This window comes from Streptomyces sp. NPDC053367, from assembly GCF_044545925.1.
Classification (GTDB): Bacteria; Actinomycetota; Actinomycetes; order Streptomycetales; family Streptomycetaceae; genus Streptomyces.
Genome location: NZ_JBITYN010000016.1, coordinates 95320 through 113025, shown reverse-complemented (window position 1 = coordinate 113025; position 17706 = coordinate 95320). Strand labels below are relative to the sequence as shown.

Below are 17706 nucleotides of genomic sequence, written 5' to 3'. Positions count from 1 at the left end.
GGTGCCGCGGCATGGGGGCGCCGGTGAACGGCTCCGTCCAGGCGTTCGTCCGACGCTTCACCCCAGCCGGGGACGAGTCGGCGGCGCCTGAGCCCTCGGCTCGGAGGTGCCGGGCGGAGGCGGCTCCCGCCCGCGCAGGCCGGACCGTGCCGCGTGCCGCTCAGCAAGAGCGCGAGCACGAGCGCGGTCAGCACGAGCGCGGTCAGCCGGAGCGCGGTCAGCCGGAGCGCGGTCAGCCGGAGCGCGGACAGCGGGAGCGCGGACAGCGGGAGCGCGGTCAGCGGGAGGGCGGCGAGGGCGGCGACGCGGCCTGACGGCACAAGGGGGGCTGACGGCAAAGAGGGCCTGCGGCTCCTCGCGTCCCGGGCAGCCACCCGGGGCGTCGGCCCGCCCGCGGAGCGATGAGCCGGACGAGGCCGTGACGGTCAGCGCAGTGCGCTGCGGGTCAGCGGTCGGACGACGGCTCGGCTTCGCCCTGACCGGGTGCCGCGCCCTGCTCAGCCGTGCTGGGGCCCAGCCGGACGCAGCACTCCCCCGGCTCCGGGGCCTTCGCGGCCAGCGGGTGGAAGGGGCAGTTGCGCAGCCGTACCCGGGTCGGGGTCTCCCGGAGGGCTTCGTAGCCGTGCTGGTCGAGGAGCCGCTCGCAGGCGGTCAGCCCTCGCGTCGTCGAGCACTTCGCCCGCCGCCCCCAGGTCCAGGAGCGCCTCACCAAGGAGGTCGCCGACTGGCTGCAGCACCATCTACAGCCGAAGGGCGTCGGCGTGGCCATCGAGGCGGAGCACTGCTGCATGACGCTGCGCGGAGTGCAGGCCACCGGCTCCAGCACCATGACCTCCACTCTCCTCGGCCTGACGGGGAGCGGCCTTCTGACCACGGCGCCCCGGGAGGGGGCGAGCGGGCTCAGGCGGTGGCGGGCCGGGACTGCGGAGTGAAGGCCCGTTCCAGGAGGGCGTAGAGCGTGTCCCGCTCCTCGTCCGAGAGGCGGTCCAGGCCGGCGCGGGTGGCGTGCATCTTCCCGCGGATCACGTCGATGACGCGCTCGCCCTCGGCGGTGAGGACGACGTTCTTGACGCGCCGGTCGGTCGGGCTGGGCTCGCGCTGCACCAGGCCGCGCTTCTCCAGCCGGTCGACGATGCCCGTCATGTTGGAGGCGTCACAGGTCAGGATCTCGGCGAGAACGCGCATGGCGGCGGGGCCCCGGCGCAGCACGTTGAGGGTCTTGGCCTGGCTGGCCGTGAGGTTCTCGCTCGCCGCGGCGGCCGTGAAGTCGCCGTAGTAGGCGGCGAGCGACACCGAGAGCAACTCCATCAGCCGAGCTGTGCCGACACCGCGGGTTCCTGTCATGAGACTCACCCTACGCCCGGAAGCTTGACTATCTCAAATATTGAGGTCTACCGTCAGGGCGATTGCTTGAGATTCTCAAGCATCGCGATCCTCAAGCTTTGCGATCCTCAAGCATCGCGGGTTCCACACAGTTAGGGCAGAGCTTCCGTGTCTCACTCTCAGCAAGCGGCGTCGTCGTCGAGACCGTCCGGGCAGACCGGGATCATCCTGGTGCTCGGGCTGGCCGCCATGGTCGTGTCGATGATGCAGACCCTGGTCGTGCCGATCCTGGGGATCATCCAGAACGACCTCGACGCCACCACCGCGAACGTGAGCTGGGTGACCACGGCCACGCTGCTGTCCGCCGCCGTGTTCACCCCGCTGCTCGGCCGCTTCGGCGACCAGCACGGCAAGAAGCCCACGCTCGTCGGTGTGCTGCTCGTGATGATCGCCGGCTCGGTGCTCGCCGCCACCACCACCTCACTGACCTGGCTGATCGTCGGGCGGGTGATGCAGGGCGCGGCCACCGCGATCTTCCCGCTCGCCCTGTCCGTCCTGCGGGAGGAGGTCAGGCCCGAGAAGCTGCACGGCGCGATGGCGCTGGTCAGCGGCACGCTCGCGTTCGGCAGCGGGCTCGCCCTGGTCGGCGCCGGCCTCCTCACCCAGGGTTCGCACCCCGACTACCACCGGGTCTTCTGGCTGGCGGCCGCACTCGCGGTGGTGGCCCTCGCGGGCGTGCTGTTCGTAGTGCCCGCCTCGCGTACGAAGACGGGCGGCCGGACGGACTGGCTGGGCGCGCTGACCCTCGGAGCGCTGCTCGTGCTGGTGCTGCTGCCTCTGTCGCAGGGGCACGAGTGGGGCTGGACGTCCGGCCGCACGCTCGGCGCCTTCGCCGGCGCGGTCGTGATGACGGGTGTCTGGGTCCTGACCGAGAACCGGGTCGAGGAGCCGATGGTGGACATGAAGATGTTCGTCCAGCGCTCGGTCCTGTTCACCAACCTGGCGGGCCTGCTGCTCGGCTTCGCGATGTTCACCCAGTTCATCGGCGTCTCCTACCTGGTGCAGATGCCGGAGGACCTCGTCGGCTACGGCTTCGGCGCCTCCGTGCTCGCCGCGTCGGTCGTCTACCTGCTCCCGACCACGCTCGTCTCCCTGGCCGGCGCCCAGGTCGGCGGGGTGCTGGTGGGCAGGCTCGGCGCACGCGTCACCCTCACCGCGGGCGCCTGCTTCGGAGTGCTCGGCTTCGCCTGGCTGACCCTCGCGCACGACACCAGTGCCTCCGTGATCGGCGCGGGCATGCTCATCGGCCTGGCGATCAGCTTCGGCTACGCCGCCATGCCGGCGCTCATCGTCGCCAGTGTCCCGGCCCACCAGACCGGCATCGCCAACGGCATCAACTCCATCTCCCGCTCCGTCGGCAGCGCTGTCGCGAGCGCCGTGATCACCTCCCTGCTGGCGTCGAAGACCATCGAGCTGCCCGCCGGTATGCCGGCCCTCCCCCAGGAGAGCCAGTTCACGACCGGGTTCGCCCTCGCCGGTACGGCGTTCGTCCTGGTCGCGGCCGTCGCCCTGTTCGGGCTCAGGAAGGCGCACACGCCGTCCGCGGCCAAGGCGCGCAACGTCGCAGCCGCGGAGCCCGCACCGGCCCAGCCGGCGGCCGAGACCGTCTGACCGGGTCCGCTGCCCGCAGCTCCTCCCGTGTGCCGGGCACGGCTCCCTCGCTCACCGCATCCGATCCAAGTCCACCGCAGAAGGGCACCCCACGTTGAACCCCCCGCAGCACAGCGACAGCGACGCACCGGCCCCGGTCGACCACCGCTCGGCGATCGCGGCGGAGACCGCCCGGTTCGTCGCGGCGCTCACCCACGCCGATCTGACGACTCCCGTGCCGAGCTGTCCCGGCTGGACCCTGGCGGACCTCGTCAAGCACACCGGCAGCGTCCAGCGCTGGTTCGCGGCACTCCTGCACGCGCGCATCCAGGAACCGCCCCGGAGCCGCGAGGTGGACCTGCGGCTCCCGGACCGGCAGGACGGATACGCCGACTGGCTGGCCGAGAGCGCGACCGTCGCCGAGAAGGCCTTCGCGGCCACCGACCCCGACCTGCCCATGTGGGCCTGGGGCGTCGACCAGCACGCCCGCTTCTGGGCCCGCCGTATGCTCTTCGAGACCCTGCTGCACCGGGTCGACGCCGAACTCGCGCTCGGGCTGCGGCCCGTGATCGAGCGCCGGTCGGCCGTCGACGGGATCGACGAGTTCCTCGTCAACCTGCCCTTCGCCGCCTTCTTCGCACCCGACGTCGCCCAGCTGCGCGCACCCGGCGGCACCATCCGCTTCCGGGCGACCGACGGTGACGGCGACTGGCTCGTCCGCCTCCGGCCCGACGGCTTCGGCCTCGACACGACCGCGTCGGCGGCGGAACCCGCCGACGCGACCGTCCGGGCCACCGCTGCCGACCTGCTGCTGCTCGTCTACGGTCGCCTGCGCCTCGGCGAGGAGGCCGTCACGCACGACGGTGACGAGGACCTGTTGACTCTCTGGTTCGCCAACTCGGCGTTCTGACCGGCTCACTCCCGGGCCCGCTCCTCGATCGCGGCCGGACGCGGTCGCGCGGCCCGGCTCCGGCTGACGTCGAGCTCGACTCCGCGGTCGAGGCGTCCGGTGCGTGTGAGGTGGACGGCGATACGGGGGGCTCCTCGCCCCCTGGTTGTGCGGCGCGTACCGTGCAATGATCCCTACTCGGCAGTAACTCGCGTTTCCCCGTCGAGAGGCAGCACCATGTCCCGCGTGTTCACCGTGAGCGACAGCATCATCGTCGACGTCGCGCCGGCGGTCGCGTACCGCGCGGTGAGCAACCCGTCCGAGATGGGCCGCTGGAGCCCGGAGAACCTGGGGACGGCCCCCGGAGCGGCGTCCGGCCCGGTCACGGTCGGGACGACGTTCGTCGGGCGCAACAAGCGCGGGAAGTTCCGCTGGGTCACGCGGTGCACGGTCACCGCGGCCGAGCCGGAGCGCGCATTCGCCTTCCGAGTGCACGAGATCGGGCTGACCCGGCCGCGCCTGCGCGCCCCGATCGCCACCTGGGAGTACCGCTTCGAGCCCGTCGGTGACGGCACCCGCGTGACCGAGACCTGGACGGACGACCGTCGGCGCTGGCCGGACTCCGCCGCCGGCCTCTTCGACCGGATCGCCACCGCGGGCAGCACCTTCGCCGACTTCCAGGCCCGCAACATCGCCAGGACCCTGCGCAACCTCAAGCGCGAGCTGGAGCGGGAGCCGGGGCCGGAGCGGGAGCAGGCGGAGGGGAACGTCTAGGGGCCGGCCGGACCACGCGGCCGGGACCCCTCCCGCACGTGCGCGAGGCCACGGGCAAGGACGGCTGACAGCCGGCAGCCCTGCCCTGATCGACGGCCTGCGCTCCACCGCCTCGACTGCTTCCCCCCACCCCTGCCGTTTGCCCCTGCCCCTGCCCCTGCCCCTGCCCCGAAGAAGGGTGTGCCGGGGGCGGGCGGAAACACATCCCGAACACCCCCACGTTCTGCTGGTGGGGCGGGACGACCTACAGCCGCGCCGACGTCCCGCGGTCCACGGCGCACACGGGCTGGAGCCTCAAGTTCCCCGAGTGAGGAGCGCAGGCGCCCGTCGCGGTGCCCTGCACGGCCGATGACACCGGCCTCGCCGCCTACTCGCCACACTCATGGGCGGCCCGGTCCACCACCACACGGTCCAACAGGCCCCGCAGGAGCTCCTGTTCCGCCTCGGTGAGGTTGCCGAACAGCTCGCGCTCGGCCTCGCTCACCGCCTGGTCGATGTGCCCCAGGGCCTCCTTGCCGGCCGGGGTGATCTCCACGATGTGACGCCGCCGGTCGGCGGGATCGCGGCGACGCTCACACAGCCCGGCGGACTCCAACTCGTTCAGTACCGCGACGAGTTGACTGGGATCGATCTCCATCGTCGCGGCCAGTTCGCGCTGGCTGGTGGCACCGGGGGCGAGCTGCATCAGGGTCATCGCGTGGCGCGGGTGCAGTCCCGTGACGGCGACGGCGGCACGGATGCGTGCGCCGGTGAGCTCCCCACGGAAGGAGAGCAGGAAACCGAGGCGGTCGTTCGGGTGCGCAGCTGCCATGCCGTCCACGGTAGCAGCGGGCTGATTATGGACCACCGCAAATCATTGTTACGCTTCAACGGTTTCCCCTCCCCAATCGTTGGAGTCATGCCATGTTCGTCGCCTACGTGATCGTCGCCGCGCTGCTCGCGTTCGCCTGCACCGCCTCCGCCTTCCTCACGTTCACCCGTAACCCGCAGGTCGTGAGCAGCATGACCAAGGTGGGCGTGCCGGACTCCTGGCTGCCCTGGCTCGCGACCGCGAAGGCTGCGGGCGCGGCCGGCCTGCTCGTGGGCCTGGCGGTCCCGGCGCTCGGCGTGGCCGCCGCCGTCGGCCTGGTGCTCTACTTCGCCGGCGCGGTGATCAGCCACCTGCGCGTGAAGGACTACAACGTGGCGCCGGTCGTCGTACTGACGCTGCTGGCGGTCGCCGCGGTGGGCCTGCGCACGGCCTCGGCCTGATCCCGGCCCCCGAACGCCCGCCCGGAGAAGCGGGCCACGCCCTCCGGTCACACCACGGCCGGGCGCGGCCCGCTCTCGGCGCCACTCCTCAATCCGTCGAACGCGGCGCGTCGAATACCTATACGGGGTTCGACACAGCGTGTACGGTCTCGGGCCGACGGGTTTTGGGAGCGCTCCCATTCGGCGCGACTCCCGCACCGCACGGCACCACCCTGCACCGCACCGCACAGCACCAGCACCAGCACCAGCACCAGCACCAGCACCAGCACCACGCTGCATCGCACCGCACCGCACCGCACGAGGAGGAACGCCAGTGAAACGCCTTTTGTCCGGGCTCGCGACCTGTGCGACGGTCCTGGGCCTCACCACACTGGCCGGCTCGCCGGCCGAGGCCGCCACCGGCTGCAAGGTCGACTACACGATCACCAACCAGTGGCAGGGCGGCTTCCAGGCCGGAGTCAAGGTCACCAACCTCGGCGCCCCCGTCACCGGGTGGACTCTCAAGTTCACGATGCCGGACGCGGGCCAGAAGGTCGTCCAGGGCTGGAACGCCACCTGGTCGCAGTCCGGTTCCACGGTCTCCGCCGCCAACCTCGACTGGAACCGCACCCTGTCCACCGGCGGCACCGCCGACCTGGGCTTCATGGGCTCGTTCACGGGCTCCAACCCCAAGCCCAGCGCGTTCACGCTCAACGGCGTGGCGTGCACCGGCGATGTCGGCGGCGAGGAGCCTCCGCCCAATCCCGACCCGGGCGGCTCCACGCCCGTCGGCACCAACGGACAGCTCCACGTCTGCGGAGTGAACCTGTGCAACCAGTACAACCGCCCCATCCAGCTGCGCGGCATGAGCACCCACGGCATCCAGTGGTTCAGCAAGTGCTACAACAACGCGTCGCTGGACGCGCTGGCCAAGGACTGGAAGTCGGACCTGCTGCGCATCGCCATGTATGTGCAGGAACAGGGCTACGAGACCGACCCGGCGGGCTTCACCAGCCGCGTGAACAGCTACGTCGACATGGCCGAGGCCCGCGGCATGTACGCCCTGATCGACTTCCACACCCTGACGCCGGGTGACCCGAACTACAACCTCGACCGCGCCAAGACGTTCTTCGCGTCCGTCGCCGCCCGCAACGCGGCCAAGAAGAACGTCATCTACGAGATCGCCAACGAGCCCAACGGCGTGAGCTGGACCGCCATCAAGAGCTACGCCGAGCAGGTGATTCCCGTGATCCGGGCCGCCGACCCGGACGCCGTGATCATCGTCGGCACCCGCGGCTGGTCCTCGCTGGGCGTCTCCGACGGCTCCAACGAGTCGGAGATCGTCAACAACCCGGTCAACGCCACGAACATCATGTACGCGTTCCACTTCTACGCCGCGAGCCACAAGGACAACTACCGGACCACGGTCAGCCGGGCGGCCACCCAACTGCCCCTGTTCGTGACCGAGTTCGGCACGGTGAGCGCCACCGGCGGCGGAACGATGGACCGGACCAGCACCACCGCCTGGCTGGACCTGCTGGACCAGCTGAAGATCAGCTACGCGAACTGGACGTACTCGGACGCCAATGAGAGCAGCGCGGCCTTCAGGCCCGGGACCTGCAACGGCACCGACTACAGCAGCAGCGGTGTGCTGACCGAGTCCGGCGCCCTGATCAAGAGCCGGATCAGCACCGCCGACAACTTCCCGGCCGGCTGACGCACCACGGGGCTGCGGCTGTGCCGCAGCCCCGCACCGGGGCCGTCAGCCCCTGACGACGGCCCCTTGACCGACGGTCCCCCGACGGCCAGGCCATTGCTGTCGGCCCCTGCCGTCGGCCGCTCCCCCTCCCCCGAACTGGGAGCGCTCCCGAAACCTTCCCCAAGCTCCCAAATCTTCCCAACTCCCTTCGATGGAGGCACAGATGTACTCCCCTCTCCCCCGATTACCGCACCGGCCCTGGGCGGCCTTCGTCACGGTCGCCGCACTGCTGGCGTCGTGCTTCACCGCGGCCGCCACCCTCACCGCGAGCGGCGCGGAGCCGGCGGAGTCCGGCTGCCGGGTCGACTACACGGTGAACGAGTGGAGCGGTGGTTACACCGCCCAGGTCAAGCTGACCAACCTCGGCCCGTCTCTCAGCAGTTGGCGTCTGACCTGGACCTACACCGGCGATCAGCGAGTGACCTCGGCGTGGAACGCCACCGTCACCCAGTCCGGCGGCTCCGTCGTCGCCGTCAACACGTCATGGAACGGCACCCTGGCCACGGGCGCCTCCGCCGAGTTCGGCGTGCAGGGCACCTGGCGGTCGGCCGACCCCGCACCGGTCGACTTCGCCCTGAACGGCATCCCTTGCGGCGGCACGGGCACCCAGCCGCCGACCACACCGCCCCCGACCACACCGCCTCCCACGACACCGCCGCCCACCACTCCTCCGCCGGGCGCGGGCTGCGAAGGCGCGGTGATCTGCTCGGACTTCGAGGACCAGACCGGCCCAACACCCACCGGGGCCTGGCGGTTCACCGCGCCCGACTGCCAGGGCACCGGCACGGCGGCGGTCGACACCTCGGTCGCCCACAGCGGTGGCAGGTCGCTGCGGATCGACGGCCGGGCCGGCTACTGCAACCACGCCTTCGTCGCCGCCACGGCGGACCTGTCCTCGGTCGGCCCGGTGCTGCACGTCCGCATGTGGGTGCGGCACACCACCGCGCTCCCAGCGGCCCACGTCACGTTCGTCTCCCTGCCTGACACCTCCCAGGGCGGCCGCAGCCTGCGCGTCGGGGGCCAGAACGGCGCCCTGCAGTGGAACCGGGAGAGCGACGACGCCACGCTCCCGGCGCAGAGCCCGGCCGGGGTGGCACTGAGCCGGCCGCTGCCGACGGGAAGCTGGCAGTGCCTGCGGTTCGCGATCGACACCACTGCGCCCAGGCTGGACACCTGGCTCGGCGCCGACCAGATCCCGGGGCTGCACGCCGACGGTGTTCCCACCCAGGACATCGACCAGCAGTGGCTCGCCCGCACCACGCCGCCGCGCCCCACCGCGCTCCGGCTCGGCTGGGAGAGCTACGGAGTCGGTGACGACACCCTGTGGTTCGACGACGTGGCCGTGGGCTCCACCCCCATCGGCTGCTGACAGCACGGCAGTCGGCGGCACTACCGCCGTCGCCGGCAGTGCGGCGCGACGCGACCGCAGCCGACCGGAAGCAGTCCGGTGCCGCCGCCCCGCGGTCCGTACGCTGGAGCGGTCACGGATCGCGGGGGGGCGTCATGGGACGGACGGTGTGGCTGGGGTCGGTCGAGCGGGTGCAGGTCAGGGTCTCCATGCATCCAGGGGCGACGCTGTTCTCGGTGCTCAAGGACGTGTTCGGCGGGCACCGCCACGGGGTGCCGGCGCCGTGGCGTGAGACGGTCCGGCAGGCGCTCCCACCCCGTGCGGCGGCGGTCGTGGGCCCCTCGCTGGCGTCGCGCGACTGCTGGCTGCCGGACCGCCTGGCGCTGGTCGGGGACCTGTGGGCCGCCGATATGCGGGGCATTACCGGCGAGTTGGCGGAAACGGACCCGGAGCTGTTCGCCGCCGAGGTGGCCGGTCACCACGGCAGCGTGACGCCGCGCGCGTGGCGGCAACTCGTGGACGATCCCCGTGGGTTCCTCACGGCGTACCGCGAGGTCGTGGGTGCGGCGTGGGACGCGTTCGCGCCACTCTGGCGACGGGCGGACCCGCTTCTGGGCCGGGAGAGCGAGCGGGTCGGCCTGGCCACCGTGACGGGCGGACTCGACGCGCTGCTGGCCGGGCTCGACACCGAGGTGCGCTACGCCGCGGGAAGGCTGGACCTGCCGCACGAGTGTCCCCGTGAGCTCACCGAGTTGGGAGGCCGACCGCTGGTGCTGGTGCCTCTGGCGTCCGGGTCGTCGGCGCAGATGTACGGCGCCGACCGGGACGACGCCCTCTGGATCGCGTACCCCGTGCCCGGCCTGGGGCGGATCGCGGGGCGGCGGGGAGGCACCGACGCCGCCCCGCCGCCCGCGGACGGGCTGAGCACCGTCCTCGGCCCGGTACGCGCCGAGATCCTGCGCCTCCTGCCCTACCACCCGACGGTGAGCGCGCTCGCCCGGCACCTGTACCTGAGCGTCAGCACGGCGACCTACCACTGCGGGCAGCTGGCGGAGGCCGGCCTGCTCCACCGCGAGCGCCACGGCCGTGAGGTACGCCTGCTGCCGAGCGAGCGCGGCCGTGCCCTCACCGAACTCCTCGCCGCTCCCGCCCCCACCAGGATTCGGTGAGGGCTGCGCTCGGTCGTCAGGTCGTTGCGGAAGTACGGCTGCGCGCCGGCGGTCGCGGTCGGTGTGCCGGCGCGGCCGTGAAGTCTCACGGGATTGCTTTTGGCCGGGCTTCAAAACTCGGTTGCCGCCGTGGCCTGCCCACAGGCCCTGCTCGGCCGTCGGTGGATCCGGCCCCAAAAGCTTGAGCACAAAATCCACACATCCTCTCTTCATATTGCTCGCGATGGTCTAGATTGACCGTGCTTCAGCTGTTGGGACATGAGGCGACCAACAAATGATCTTTAGGTTCCAGGTGATCGATTGAATGATCATTTCCTGGAGCCCGGGACGGCCTTGGGTGCGGGGAGCGCCCGGGGTTTCGACGGGTTCCGGTGCATCCCGAGAGCTGTGAAGTAGCCGGGGTGCCGTACGCGGAGGGGCGGGGGCCTCCCGAGGGGAGGAACAGTGCGGGAGGCGGGGGCCTCCCGAGGGGAGCAACAGTGTTAGGCGACCACGTCGAACCACTGGGGACCTGGGGGGTTCTGTGCGGCAAGGGGGACTTGTCAGCCCGTTTCCGTCGGCCGGCGGGCATCTGGCGAACGGTCCGATCAGCCGGCCCGCGAGCGACTGGGAGCAGCGGTACCGCCGTACCGTGATCATCAGCGACACCGTGGCCACCGCCGTCGTGGTGGCGGCGATCGGCAACTTCTTCGGGGCCCGTGACGCGGCCAACTGGCACGAGAAGTGGGGAATTCTCGCATTCGGCACCGAACTTCTGGTACTGGGTTCCCTTGCGGTGACCCGGTCATGGGCTCCGGCTGTTCTCGGCCAGGGCGCGGAGGAATTCCGCCGACTCGGACGTTCACTTTTCACAGCGACCGTCGTACTCGCACTCGGTGGGATCGCTCTCACCTCGCGCAACATCAAACTCTGGATCTTCGTCGCGATTCCCGCGATCGCGCTCGTCACGATGACCGCGCGGTATCTGCTGCGTCTGTCCCTGCACAAACAGCGCAAGGAAGGACGGTGTCTGAGACCCGTGCTGGCCGCCGGGAGCGTGGCCACCGTCCGCGATCTGATCAGCCGTACGCGCAAGTTCCCGCATCTCGGCTGGCGGGTGGACGCCGTGTGCACGGACACCACCGGGCTCCCCGGCGACCAGCTGGACGGAGTGCCGGTCGTCGGCCGGCTGACGGACGTCGCGGGCCATGTCCGCCGTTACGGCTACCGGGTCGTCGCGGTCACTCCGGACCCGCACTGGTCGCCGGACCGGCTGCAGCGGCTGGCCTGGAACCTCGAGGGCAGCGACGCCGAGATGGTCGTGGCGCCCGTACTGATGGAGGTGGCCGGACCGCGGCTGCACGTCGACGCGGTGCTCGGCATACCGCTGCTGCGGGTCAGCATGCCGACCTTCACCGGAGGCCGCCGGGCGGTCAAGGAGGTCGTCGACCGGGTGGGCGCGGCGGTCCTGCTGCTGCTGTTCGCGCCGCTGATGCTGCTCGTCGCGCTGCTCGTCCTGCTCGACAGCCGGGGCGGGGCGTTCTACCGCCAGCGCAGGGTCGGCAAGGACGGCCGCGAGTTCACCATCCTCAAGTTCCGCACCATGGTCCCCGGCGCCGACCGGGCCCGGGCCGAGCTGGCCGAGCGCAACGAGGGCGCGGGCCTGCTGTTCAAACTCCGCCGGGATCCGCGGGTGACCCGGGTGGGGGCGGTGCTGCGCCGCTACTCGATCGACGAACTCCCGCAGCTGTTCAACGTGCTCACCGGATCGATGTCGCTCGTCGGCCCGCGGCCCCCGCTGCCGGAGGAGTGCGCCGCGTACGGGCCGGACATCCGAAGGCGGCTGCTGGTGAAGCCGGGGCTCACCGGCCTGTGGCAGATCAGCGGGCGCAGCGACCTGCCGTGGGAGGAGGCGGTCCGCCTCGACCTGCGGTACGTGGAGGACTGGTCGCTCGCCCTGGACACCGTGATCTTGTGGAAGACGCTGCGTGCGGTGGTCCAGGGGCAGGGGGCGTACTGATGCGCGGGGGGCGGCGCCGTCGTACGGCCGGCGCTCGGACCGCAGGCCGCAAGGGCCTGTCTGGGGGGAGGAACGCGTCATGAGGGTCAGTGTCTTCGGACTCGGCTACGTGGGCTGTGTGTCGGCCGCGTGCCTGGCCGGGATGGGCCACGAGGTCATCGGGGTGGACGTGAACCAGGTGAAGGTCGACCTGGTCAACGACGGCAAGGCCCCGGTGGTGGAGGAGCGGATCGGCGAGCTCGTCGCCGACGTCGTGCGGACCGGAGCCCTGCGCGCCACCGGCGACGTCCGCGAGGCGATCATGGACAGTGAGATCTCGCTGGTCTGCGTGGGCACGCCGTCGGAGCCCAACGGCAGCCTGTGCACGACGTACTTGGAGCGGGTCACCGAGCAGATCGGTGCCGCGCTCGCCGAGCGGGGCGGACGGCACACCGTGGTGTTCCGCAGCACGATGCTCCCGGGCACCTGTCTGAACCTGCTGGTGCCGATCCTGGAGAAGTACGTCGGCGGCACGGCCGGGGTGGACGTCGGGGTGGCGGTCAACCCGGAGTTCCTGCGCGAGGGCACGAGCGTGCGGGACTTCTTCGACCCGCCCAAGACCGTCGTCGGCGAACTCGACCCGGCCAGCGGCGACGCGGTGCTGGCGCTGTACGAGGGCCTGCCCGGCGAAGTGTTCCGGGTGCCGATCCCGACGGCCGAGGCCATCAAGTACGCGGACAACGCCTTCCACGGCCTGAAGATCGGCTTCGCGAACGAGCTGGGCGCGGTGTGCCAGGCACTGGGGGTGGACTCGCACCAGGTGATGGACGTGTTCCTGGCCGACCGCAAGCTGAACATCAGCCCCGCCTATCTGCGGCCCGGCTTCGCCTTCGGCGGCTCCTGCCTGCCCAAGGACCTGCGCAGCCTGGTCCACGCGGCGCAGCGGGCCGATGTCTCGGTGCCCATCCTCGCCCATGTGCTGGCCTCCAACGCCGACCATCTGCAGCGCGCGGTGGAGCTGGTCGAACGCACCGGCAAGCGCCGGGTGGGCCTGTTCGGGCTGTCCTTCAAACCCGGCACCGACGACCTGCGCGAGAGCCCGCTCGTCGAGCTGGCGGAGCGGCTGTTCGGCAAGGGGTACGAACTGAGGATCTACGACGCCAATGTGAGCCTGTCCCGGCTGCTCGGCGCGAACCGCGAGTACATCGAGACCCGGCTGCCGCACCTCGCGCAGCTGCTCGCTGGCTCCGTGCAGGAGGTGCTGGAGCACGCCGAGGTGTGCCTGGTCGGGACCAGGGACCCGGCCGTGCTGGCGGCGCTTCCGCACGGCGGCGCCCCGGTGATCGTCGACCTCGTCCACCTTCCCGACGCCGACGCGCGCCGGGCCGAACCGGGGTACATGGGCCTTGCTTGGTGACACGACCGGCGGCGGCGGTTCCGGCCGGCGCGCGCTGATCCTGGTGGAGAACCTGTCGGTGCCGTTCGACCGGCGGGTGTGGCAGGAGTGCACGACGCTGCGCGACGCGGGCTGGACGGTGCACGTCATCTGCCCGCAGGGGAGCAAACGGGACACCGAGCCGGAGGCGCTGGTCGACGGGGTGCGGATCCACCGCTACCCGTTGCGCGCGGCCACCGGGGGGCCCGCGGGCTATCTGCGGGAGTACGGCTCGGCGTTGTGGCACACGTTCCGGCTGGCCCGCAAGGTCGGCCCGGTCGACGTGGTCCACGCCTGCAACCCGCCCGACCTGCTGTTCCTGCCGGCGCTGTGGCTGAAGCGGCGCGGCGCGCGGTTCGTCTTCGACCAGCACGACCTGGTGCCCGAGCTGTACCTGTCCCGGTTCGGCCGCGGCGAGGATCTGCTCTACCGCGCCGTGTGCGGGCTGGAGCGGCTGACCTACCGGGCGGCGGACGTCGTGATCGCGACGAACGAGAGCTACCGGGACGTGGCGGTGCGCCGTGGCCGACGGCGGCCGGGGGACGTCTTCGTGGTGCGCAGCGCACCCGACACCGACCGGTTCCGGCCCGTACCGCCCGAGCCGGAGCTGAAGCGCGGCAAGCCCCATCTGCTGTGCTATCTCGGCGTCATGGGGCCCCAGGACGGCGTCGACTACGCCCTGCGGGCCCTGGCGAAGCTGCGCGACGAGGTCGGGCGGACCGACTGGCACGCGGTGTTCGTCGGTGCCGGCGACACCTTCGACGAGATGGTGGAGCTGTCCCGGCGGCTCGGGCTCGCGGACCAGGTGGAGTTCACCGGGCGTATCCCGGACGCCGACCTGGCGCGCTACCTGTCCACCGCGGACGTGTGCCTCTCCCCCGACCCGCGCAATCCGCTCAACGACGTGTCGACCATGAACAAGGTCCTGGAGTACATGGTCATGGGCCGGCCGATCGTGTCGTTCGACCTGAAGGAGGCGCGCGTGTCCGCCGGGGACGCCGCCCTCTACGCGCCGGCCGACGACGAGGCCGCCTTCGCCGGGCTCGTCGCGCTGCTCCTCGACGACCCGGAGCAGCGGGCACGGATGGGAAAGATCGGCCAGGAGCGGGTCAACGGACCGCTGTCCTGGCGCAATTCGCAAGTGTCGCTGCTCGCCGCCTACGCCGCTGCCTGCCGTGACCACGCTCCGGTGTCGCGGGCGACCCGGGCCGGGCAGGGAAGAGGCACTGCTGTTGAGCGATGACACCATACGCCTGGTCACGATCGGCCGGATCCTGCGCCGCCGCCGGCGGCTGCTCGCCCTCCTCGTCGTGGTGGGGGCACTCGTCGGCTACGGCACCTCGCTGCTGTTCCCGCCCCGCTACACCACGTCGGCCTCGGTGCTCCTGCCCGGGCAGTGGGAGGAGCGCGAGCTGCTGACCCAGGCGGAGATCGCGACCAGTTCGGTGGTGGTGGACCGGGCGGCCGCAGCACTCGCGTGGCCCGGGGTCGACGGAGGCGAGCTGCGGGACCAGGTGAGCGCCAAGGCCGCCGACGGGAACATCATCAGGATCTCGGGCACGGCCGACACCCCGGAGCGCGCGCAGCGGCTCTCCGACCAGGTGGCCCAGCAGTTCGTCGCGTTCGCCGCGCGGCTCGCGGGCGACAACGGCGACCCCGCGGCGGCGGCGGGGCCCGAGGCGTTGCGGAAGGCGGTCGAGCAGACCAACCGCCGTATCACCGACCTGGCGGAGGCGGCCGATCCCGGCCGGACGGTGGAGAGTGTGCAGGCCCGCACCGATCTGGAGAAGCTGCGCACCACGCTCCTTGAGGCCATGAGGAAGCTGGACGAGGCCGACCCGGCGAGCAACAAGGCCAACATGGTCGTCATGGGGCCGGCGGCCCGGCCGACGGGCGAGGCGGCGCCGACGAGGACGCAGTTCGTCGTGGCCGGGGCGCTGCTGTTCTTCCTCCTCGCGGTCGTCGGCCATCTCACCGCCGCCCGGGTGAGCCGCCGGCTGCGCACCGCGCCGGAGATCGCCGCGGCGCTGGGCTCCGCGCTGCTGGGCACCGTGGACGTACCCGACGAGCGGCACGCGCGCCGGCCGCACGGACGTGACCGGCGGACCGCGTTGCGGCGGCTGCTGGGCGTCGACACCCGTTGGGACGTGCCGGACCCGCAGCCGTCCGACGGCGAGGCCGGCCGGCGGATCCGCTACCGGCGGCTGTGCGCGCGGCTGCGGGACCGGCTGCCGGTCCCCCGGCGGCTGCTGGTCGTCGTACCGGAGGGTGACGAGACCGGCCGCCTGGCCGCCGGGCAGCTCGTCGCCGAGGCCGGGGGCGATCCGCTGCTGCGGGTGGTGGAGGTGGCCGTGTCCCGGCCGCTGGTGCCGGACCGTGACACCGAGTCCGGTGCCCTGGTGCTGCTCAGCGCGGGCGACTGGACCGCGGCGGAGCTCACCGGCCTCGCCGAGGCGTGCGCGGACGCGGGGCACGACGTGGTCGGCGTCGTCGTCGCCGGCACGGTCCGCTCCCGTGCGGCGCGCTCTGCCGACGGCCCCCCGGACGAGGCCGCTCCGGCGCTCGCGGGGCGGGGCCACGCGACGGGAGGTGCAGTGTGACGACGGACAGGACCACGGAGTCGTCGGCATCCGCTCCACTGCTGGACCTGCAGGCGCTGGTGGTGGCCGTGCGCAGGCGCCGTCGCCTGTGGGGCTCCCTGGCGCTGCTGGGGCTGCTGGTGGGCGCGGCGGTGGCGGTGCTGCTGCCGCCCCCGCCGACCGCGGTCGCCAAGGTGCTGGTCGCGCACCAGGAGGACCAGCCCAACGACACGGGAACGCTGATCCGCACCGACGTCGAGCTGCTGCACACCACCCGGATCGCCGGCGCGGCGCTGCGGTCCCTGAAGTCCCCCGAGAGCCCGGAGGACTTCATGCGGGACTACCGGGCCACCGGCCTGACCAACAACCTGCTGCAGATCGAGGTGACGGCCGGCAGCGACGCGGAGGCGGTGCGGCGGGCCGGGGCGCTGGCCGACGCGTTCGTCGCCGACCATGTGCGGCGGATGCGGGAGAGCGCCACGGCCGAGGCCGAGGCCCTGCTCGACCAGCGTGACCGCATGCGCAAGGAACTCGCCGAGGTCAACGAGGCGATCGGCGACGGGGTGCCGGAGGGCGACCCGGAGGGCTCGGCGAGCCTGGAGTCGCTGTTCTCCCGGCGGGCCGAGCTCACCTCCCGGGTGGCGGACTTCGACCAGCGCGCGGAGGAAGCACGCATGGGCACGCCCCGGATCGTCGCGGGCACGCAGATCGTGGACGCCCCGCGCGCGGTACGGCACTCCCTGCCGAAGGCCGCCGCCACCGACGCCGTGATCGGGCTGGTCCTCGGGCTGGTCCTCGGGCTCGCCGTGGCGGCGGTCGGCGTGGTGGTGGCGGACCGTCCCGTGCTGCGCCGGGAGATCGCGGCGAACCTCGGCGCCTCCGTCGTCGCGGAGCTGCCCCGGCGGTCGCCCTGGTTGTGGAGGCGCCGGCGGACCCGGGCGGCACGCGAACGGCTCACGGTGTCCCTGGCGCGCACCGTACGCGGCACGAAGGACCCGGTGTCGTTTCTCGAACTGGGCTGTCCGCGCACCGCGGGCGCCATCGCCCTGGACGTCGCCGGAGCACTGGCGGCGGAAGGTCCCGCGGTCGTCGTCGACGGGCTGCCCGGCAGGCAGCTCGCGGGCCGCCGCCACAGGCCAGGAGACCCGGCCGTGGTCCACGGCGAGCGCGCCGAGGCCGTGTCACCCCAGGAGCGCCGGATCGGTGTCGGCTCGGTCGCGCCCGGCACGGCATGGACCGACCTGCGGTACCTGGGCACGCAGACGGTGCTCGTCGTACGGGCCGGGCACGGCAGCGCCGCATGGCTGCACACCGTGGCGCGGCAACTCGCGGACCAGCGGATCGCGGTGATCGGGGTGGTGCTGATCGACCCGGACCCGCGGGACCGCACCGACGGCACGCTGTGGGACGGGCTGCACACCGCGCTGCGCGGCCGGAACGAGACCCTGCCGCGGCAGAACGGTGGGAGTGCCACCCATGCCGTTGAGGCAGTGGGTGAGGGCAGGCGGCGGGCTGAGCGGCTGCCGCTGTGGGCGGCGCGGGTCCCGGACAGCGACCAGGAGGCGCGGTAGC

14 protein-coding genes and 2 pseudogenes are annotated in these 17706 nt (G+C 72.2%); 14 read left to right on the top strand and 2 right to left on the bottom strand.

Annotated elements, in window-relative coordinates:
• Window positions 1-11: 11 nt before the first annotated feature.
• Both ACIGXJ_RS35560 and ACIGXJ_RS35555 read left to right on the top strand, forming a co-directional pair.
• Window positions 12-314: a hypothetical protein gene (locus tag ACIGXJ_RS35560; protein WP_399654546.1), complete on the top strand. Its 303-nt coding sequence runs from the start codon at window positions 12-14 to the stop codon at window positions 312-314.
• Between the two features lie 345 nt (window positions 315-659).
• Window positions 660-932, top strand: a pseudogene (locus ACIGXJ_RS35555) (GTP cyclohydrolase I); the annotation flags it as partial.
• On the opposite strand, the gene ACIGXJ_RS35550 reads toward ACIGXJ_RS35555, so the two are convergent.
• Entirely contained in the window at window positions 901-1344 is a 444-nt protein-coding gene (locus ACIGXJ_RS35550; protein ID WP_399654543.1) for a MarR family winged helix-turn-helix transcriptional regulator, read from the bottom strand. The pseudogene ACIGXJ_RS35555 and the gene ACIGXJ_RS35550 sit on opposite strands and share 32 nt — an antisense overlap.
• Before the next feature lie 147 nt (window positions 1345-1491).
• Here ACIGXJ_RS35550 and ACIGXJ_RS35545 point away from each other — a divergent pair, with 147 nt between their 5' ends.
• From ACIGXJ_RS35545 to ACIGXJ_RS35535, 3 genes are all read left to right on the top strand, one after another.
• The gene (locus ACIGXJ_RS35545; RefSeq protein ID WP_399654541.1) at window positions 1492-2994 is read left to right on the top strand and encodes an MFS transporter; all 1503 of its coding nucleotides are present in this window, start codon (window positions 1492-1494) and stop codon (window positions 2992-2994) included.
• A 94-nt stretch (window positions 2995-3088) separates the two neighbouring features.
• Window positions 3089-3883: a maleylpyruvate isomerase family mycothiol-dependent enzyme gene (locus ACIGXJ_RS35540; RefSeq protein WP_399654538.1), complete on the top strand. Its 795-nt coding sequence runs from the start codon at window positions 3089-3091 to the stop codon at window positions 3881-3883.
• A 216-nt stretch (window positions 3884-4099) separates the two neighbouring features.
• Complete coding sequence (locus tag ACIGXJ_RS35535; RefSeq protein ID WP_399654535.1) at window positions 4100-4636, top strand: SRPBCC family protein; 537 nt, start codon at window positions 4100-4102, stop codon at window positions 4634-4636.
• Between the two features lie 367 nt (window positions 4637-5003).
• On the opposite strand, the gene ACIGXJ_RS35530 is transcribed toward ACIGXJ_RS35535, so the two are convergent.
• A complete protein-coding gene (locus ACIGXJ_RS35530) occupies window positions 5004-5447 on the bottom strand; it encodes a MarR family winged helix-turn-helix transcriptional regulator (protein ID WP_399654533.1) in 444 nt (147 codons plus the stop codon).
• Between the two features lie 92 nt (window positions 5448-5539).
• On the opposite strand from ACIGXJ_RS35530, the gene ACIGXJ_RS35525 reads away from it, so the two are divergent.
• The 9 genes and pseudogenes from ACIGXJ_RS35525 to ACIGXJ_RS35485 all read left to right on the top strand — a co-directional run bounded on the left by ACIGXJ_RS35525 (window position 5540) and on the right by ACIGXJ_RS35485 (window position 17705).
• Window positions 5540-5887, top strand: a complete 348-nt coding sequence (locus ACIGXJ_RS35525; RefSeq protein WP_399654530.1) for a DoxX family protein — start codon at window positions 5540-5542, stop codon at window positions 5885-5887.
• A 313-nt stretch (window positions 5888-6200) separates the two neighbouring features.
• Entirely contained in the window at window positions 6201-7583 is a 1383-nt protein-coding gene (locus ACIGXJ_RS35520) for a cellulase family glycosylhydrolase (protein ID WP_399654528.1), read from the top strand.
• Window positions 7584-7788: 205 nt separating this feature from the next.
• A complete protein-coding gene (locus tag ACIGXJ_RS35515) occupies window positions 7789-8994 on the top strand; it encodes a cellulose-binding domain-containing protein (protein ID WP_399654526.1) in 1206 nt (401 codons plus the stop codon).
• Window positions 8995-9128: 134 nt separating this feature from the next.
• Entirely contained in the window at window positions 9129-10142 is a 1014-nt protein-coding gene (locus ACIGXJ_RS35510) for a helix-turn-helix domain-containing protein (protein ID WP_399654524.1), read from the top strand.
• 523 nt (window positions 10143-10665) lie between these two features.
• Window positions 10666-12141: a sugar transferase gene (locus ACIGXJ_RS35505; protein ID WP_399654521.1), complete on the top strand. Its 1476-nt coding sequence runs from the start codon at window positions 10666-10668 to the stop codon at window positions 12139-12141.
• A 79-nt stretch (window positions 12142-12220) separates the two neighbouring features.
• Window positions 12221-13537 carry a nucleotide sugar dehydrogenase gene (locus ACIGXJ_RS35500; RefSeq protein ID WP_399654519.1) on the top strand — a complete coding sequence of 439 codons (1317 nt, stop codon included), beginning with the start codon at window positions 12221-12223 and terminating at the stop codon, window positions 13535-13537.
• Window positions 13527-14791 (top strand): annotated as a pseudogene (locus ACIGXJ_RS35495) (glycosyltransferase family 4 protein). The gene ACIGXJ_RS35500 and the pseudogene ACIGXJ_RS35495 overlap by 11 nt, the downstream one beginning before the upstream one ends.
• Window positions 14788-16155, top strand: coding sequence for a Wzz/FepE/Etk N-terminal domain-containing protein (locus ACIGXJ_RS35490; RefSeq protein ID WP_399654516.1), 1368 nt, complete (start codon window positions 14788-14790; stop codon window positions 16153-16155). Before ACIGXJ_RS35495 ends, ACIGXJ_RS35490 begins: the two are co-directional and overlap by 4 nt.
• Complete coding sequence (locus tag ACIGXJ_RS35485; protein WP_399654514.1) at window positions 16152-17705, top strand: Wzz/FepE/Etk N-terminal domain-containing protein; 1554 nt, start codon at window positions 16152-16154, stop codon at window positions 17703-17705. Before ACIGXJ_RS35490 ends, ACIGXJ_RS35485 begins: the two co-directional genes overlap by 4 nt.
• Window position 17706: the final 1 nt, after the last annotated feature.

Coding starts and splice junctions, on each gene's coding strand:
- ACIGXJ_RS35550 (WP_399654543.1), bottom strand. CDS start 1,344: ATGACAGGAACCCGCGGTGTCGGCACAGCTCGGCTGATGGAGTTGCTC.
- ACIGXJ_RS35525 (WP_399654530.1), top strand. CDS start 5,540: ATGTTCGTCGCCTACGTGATCGTCGCCGCGCTGCTCGCGTTCGCCTGC.
- ACIGXJ_RS35510 (WP_399654524.1), top strand. CDS start 9,129: ATGGGACGGACGGTGTGGCTGGGGTCGGTCGAGCGGGTGCAGGTCAGG.
- ACIGXJ_RS35535 (WP_399654535.1), top strand. CDS start 4,100: ATGTCCCGCGTGTTCACCGTGAGCGACAGCATCATCGTCGACGTCGCG.
- ACIGXJ_RS35515 (WP_399654526.1), top strand. CDS start 7,789: ATGTACTCCCCTCTCCCCCGATTACCGCACCGGCCCTGGGCGGCCTTC.
- ACIGXJ_RS35500 (WP_399654519.1), top strand. CDS start 12,221: ATGAGGGTCAGTGTCTTCGGACTCGGCTACGTGGGCTGTGTGTCGGCC.
- ACIGXJ_RS35530 (WP_399654533.1), bottom strand. CDS start 5,447: ATGGCAGCTGCGCACCCGAACGACCGCCTCGGTTTCCTGCTCTCCTTC.
- ACIGXJ_RS35560 (WP_399654546.1), top strand. CDS start 12: ATGGGGGCGCCGGTGAACGGCTCCGTCCAGGCGTTCGTCCGACGCTTC.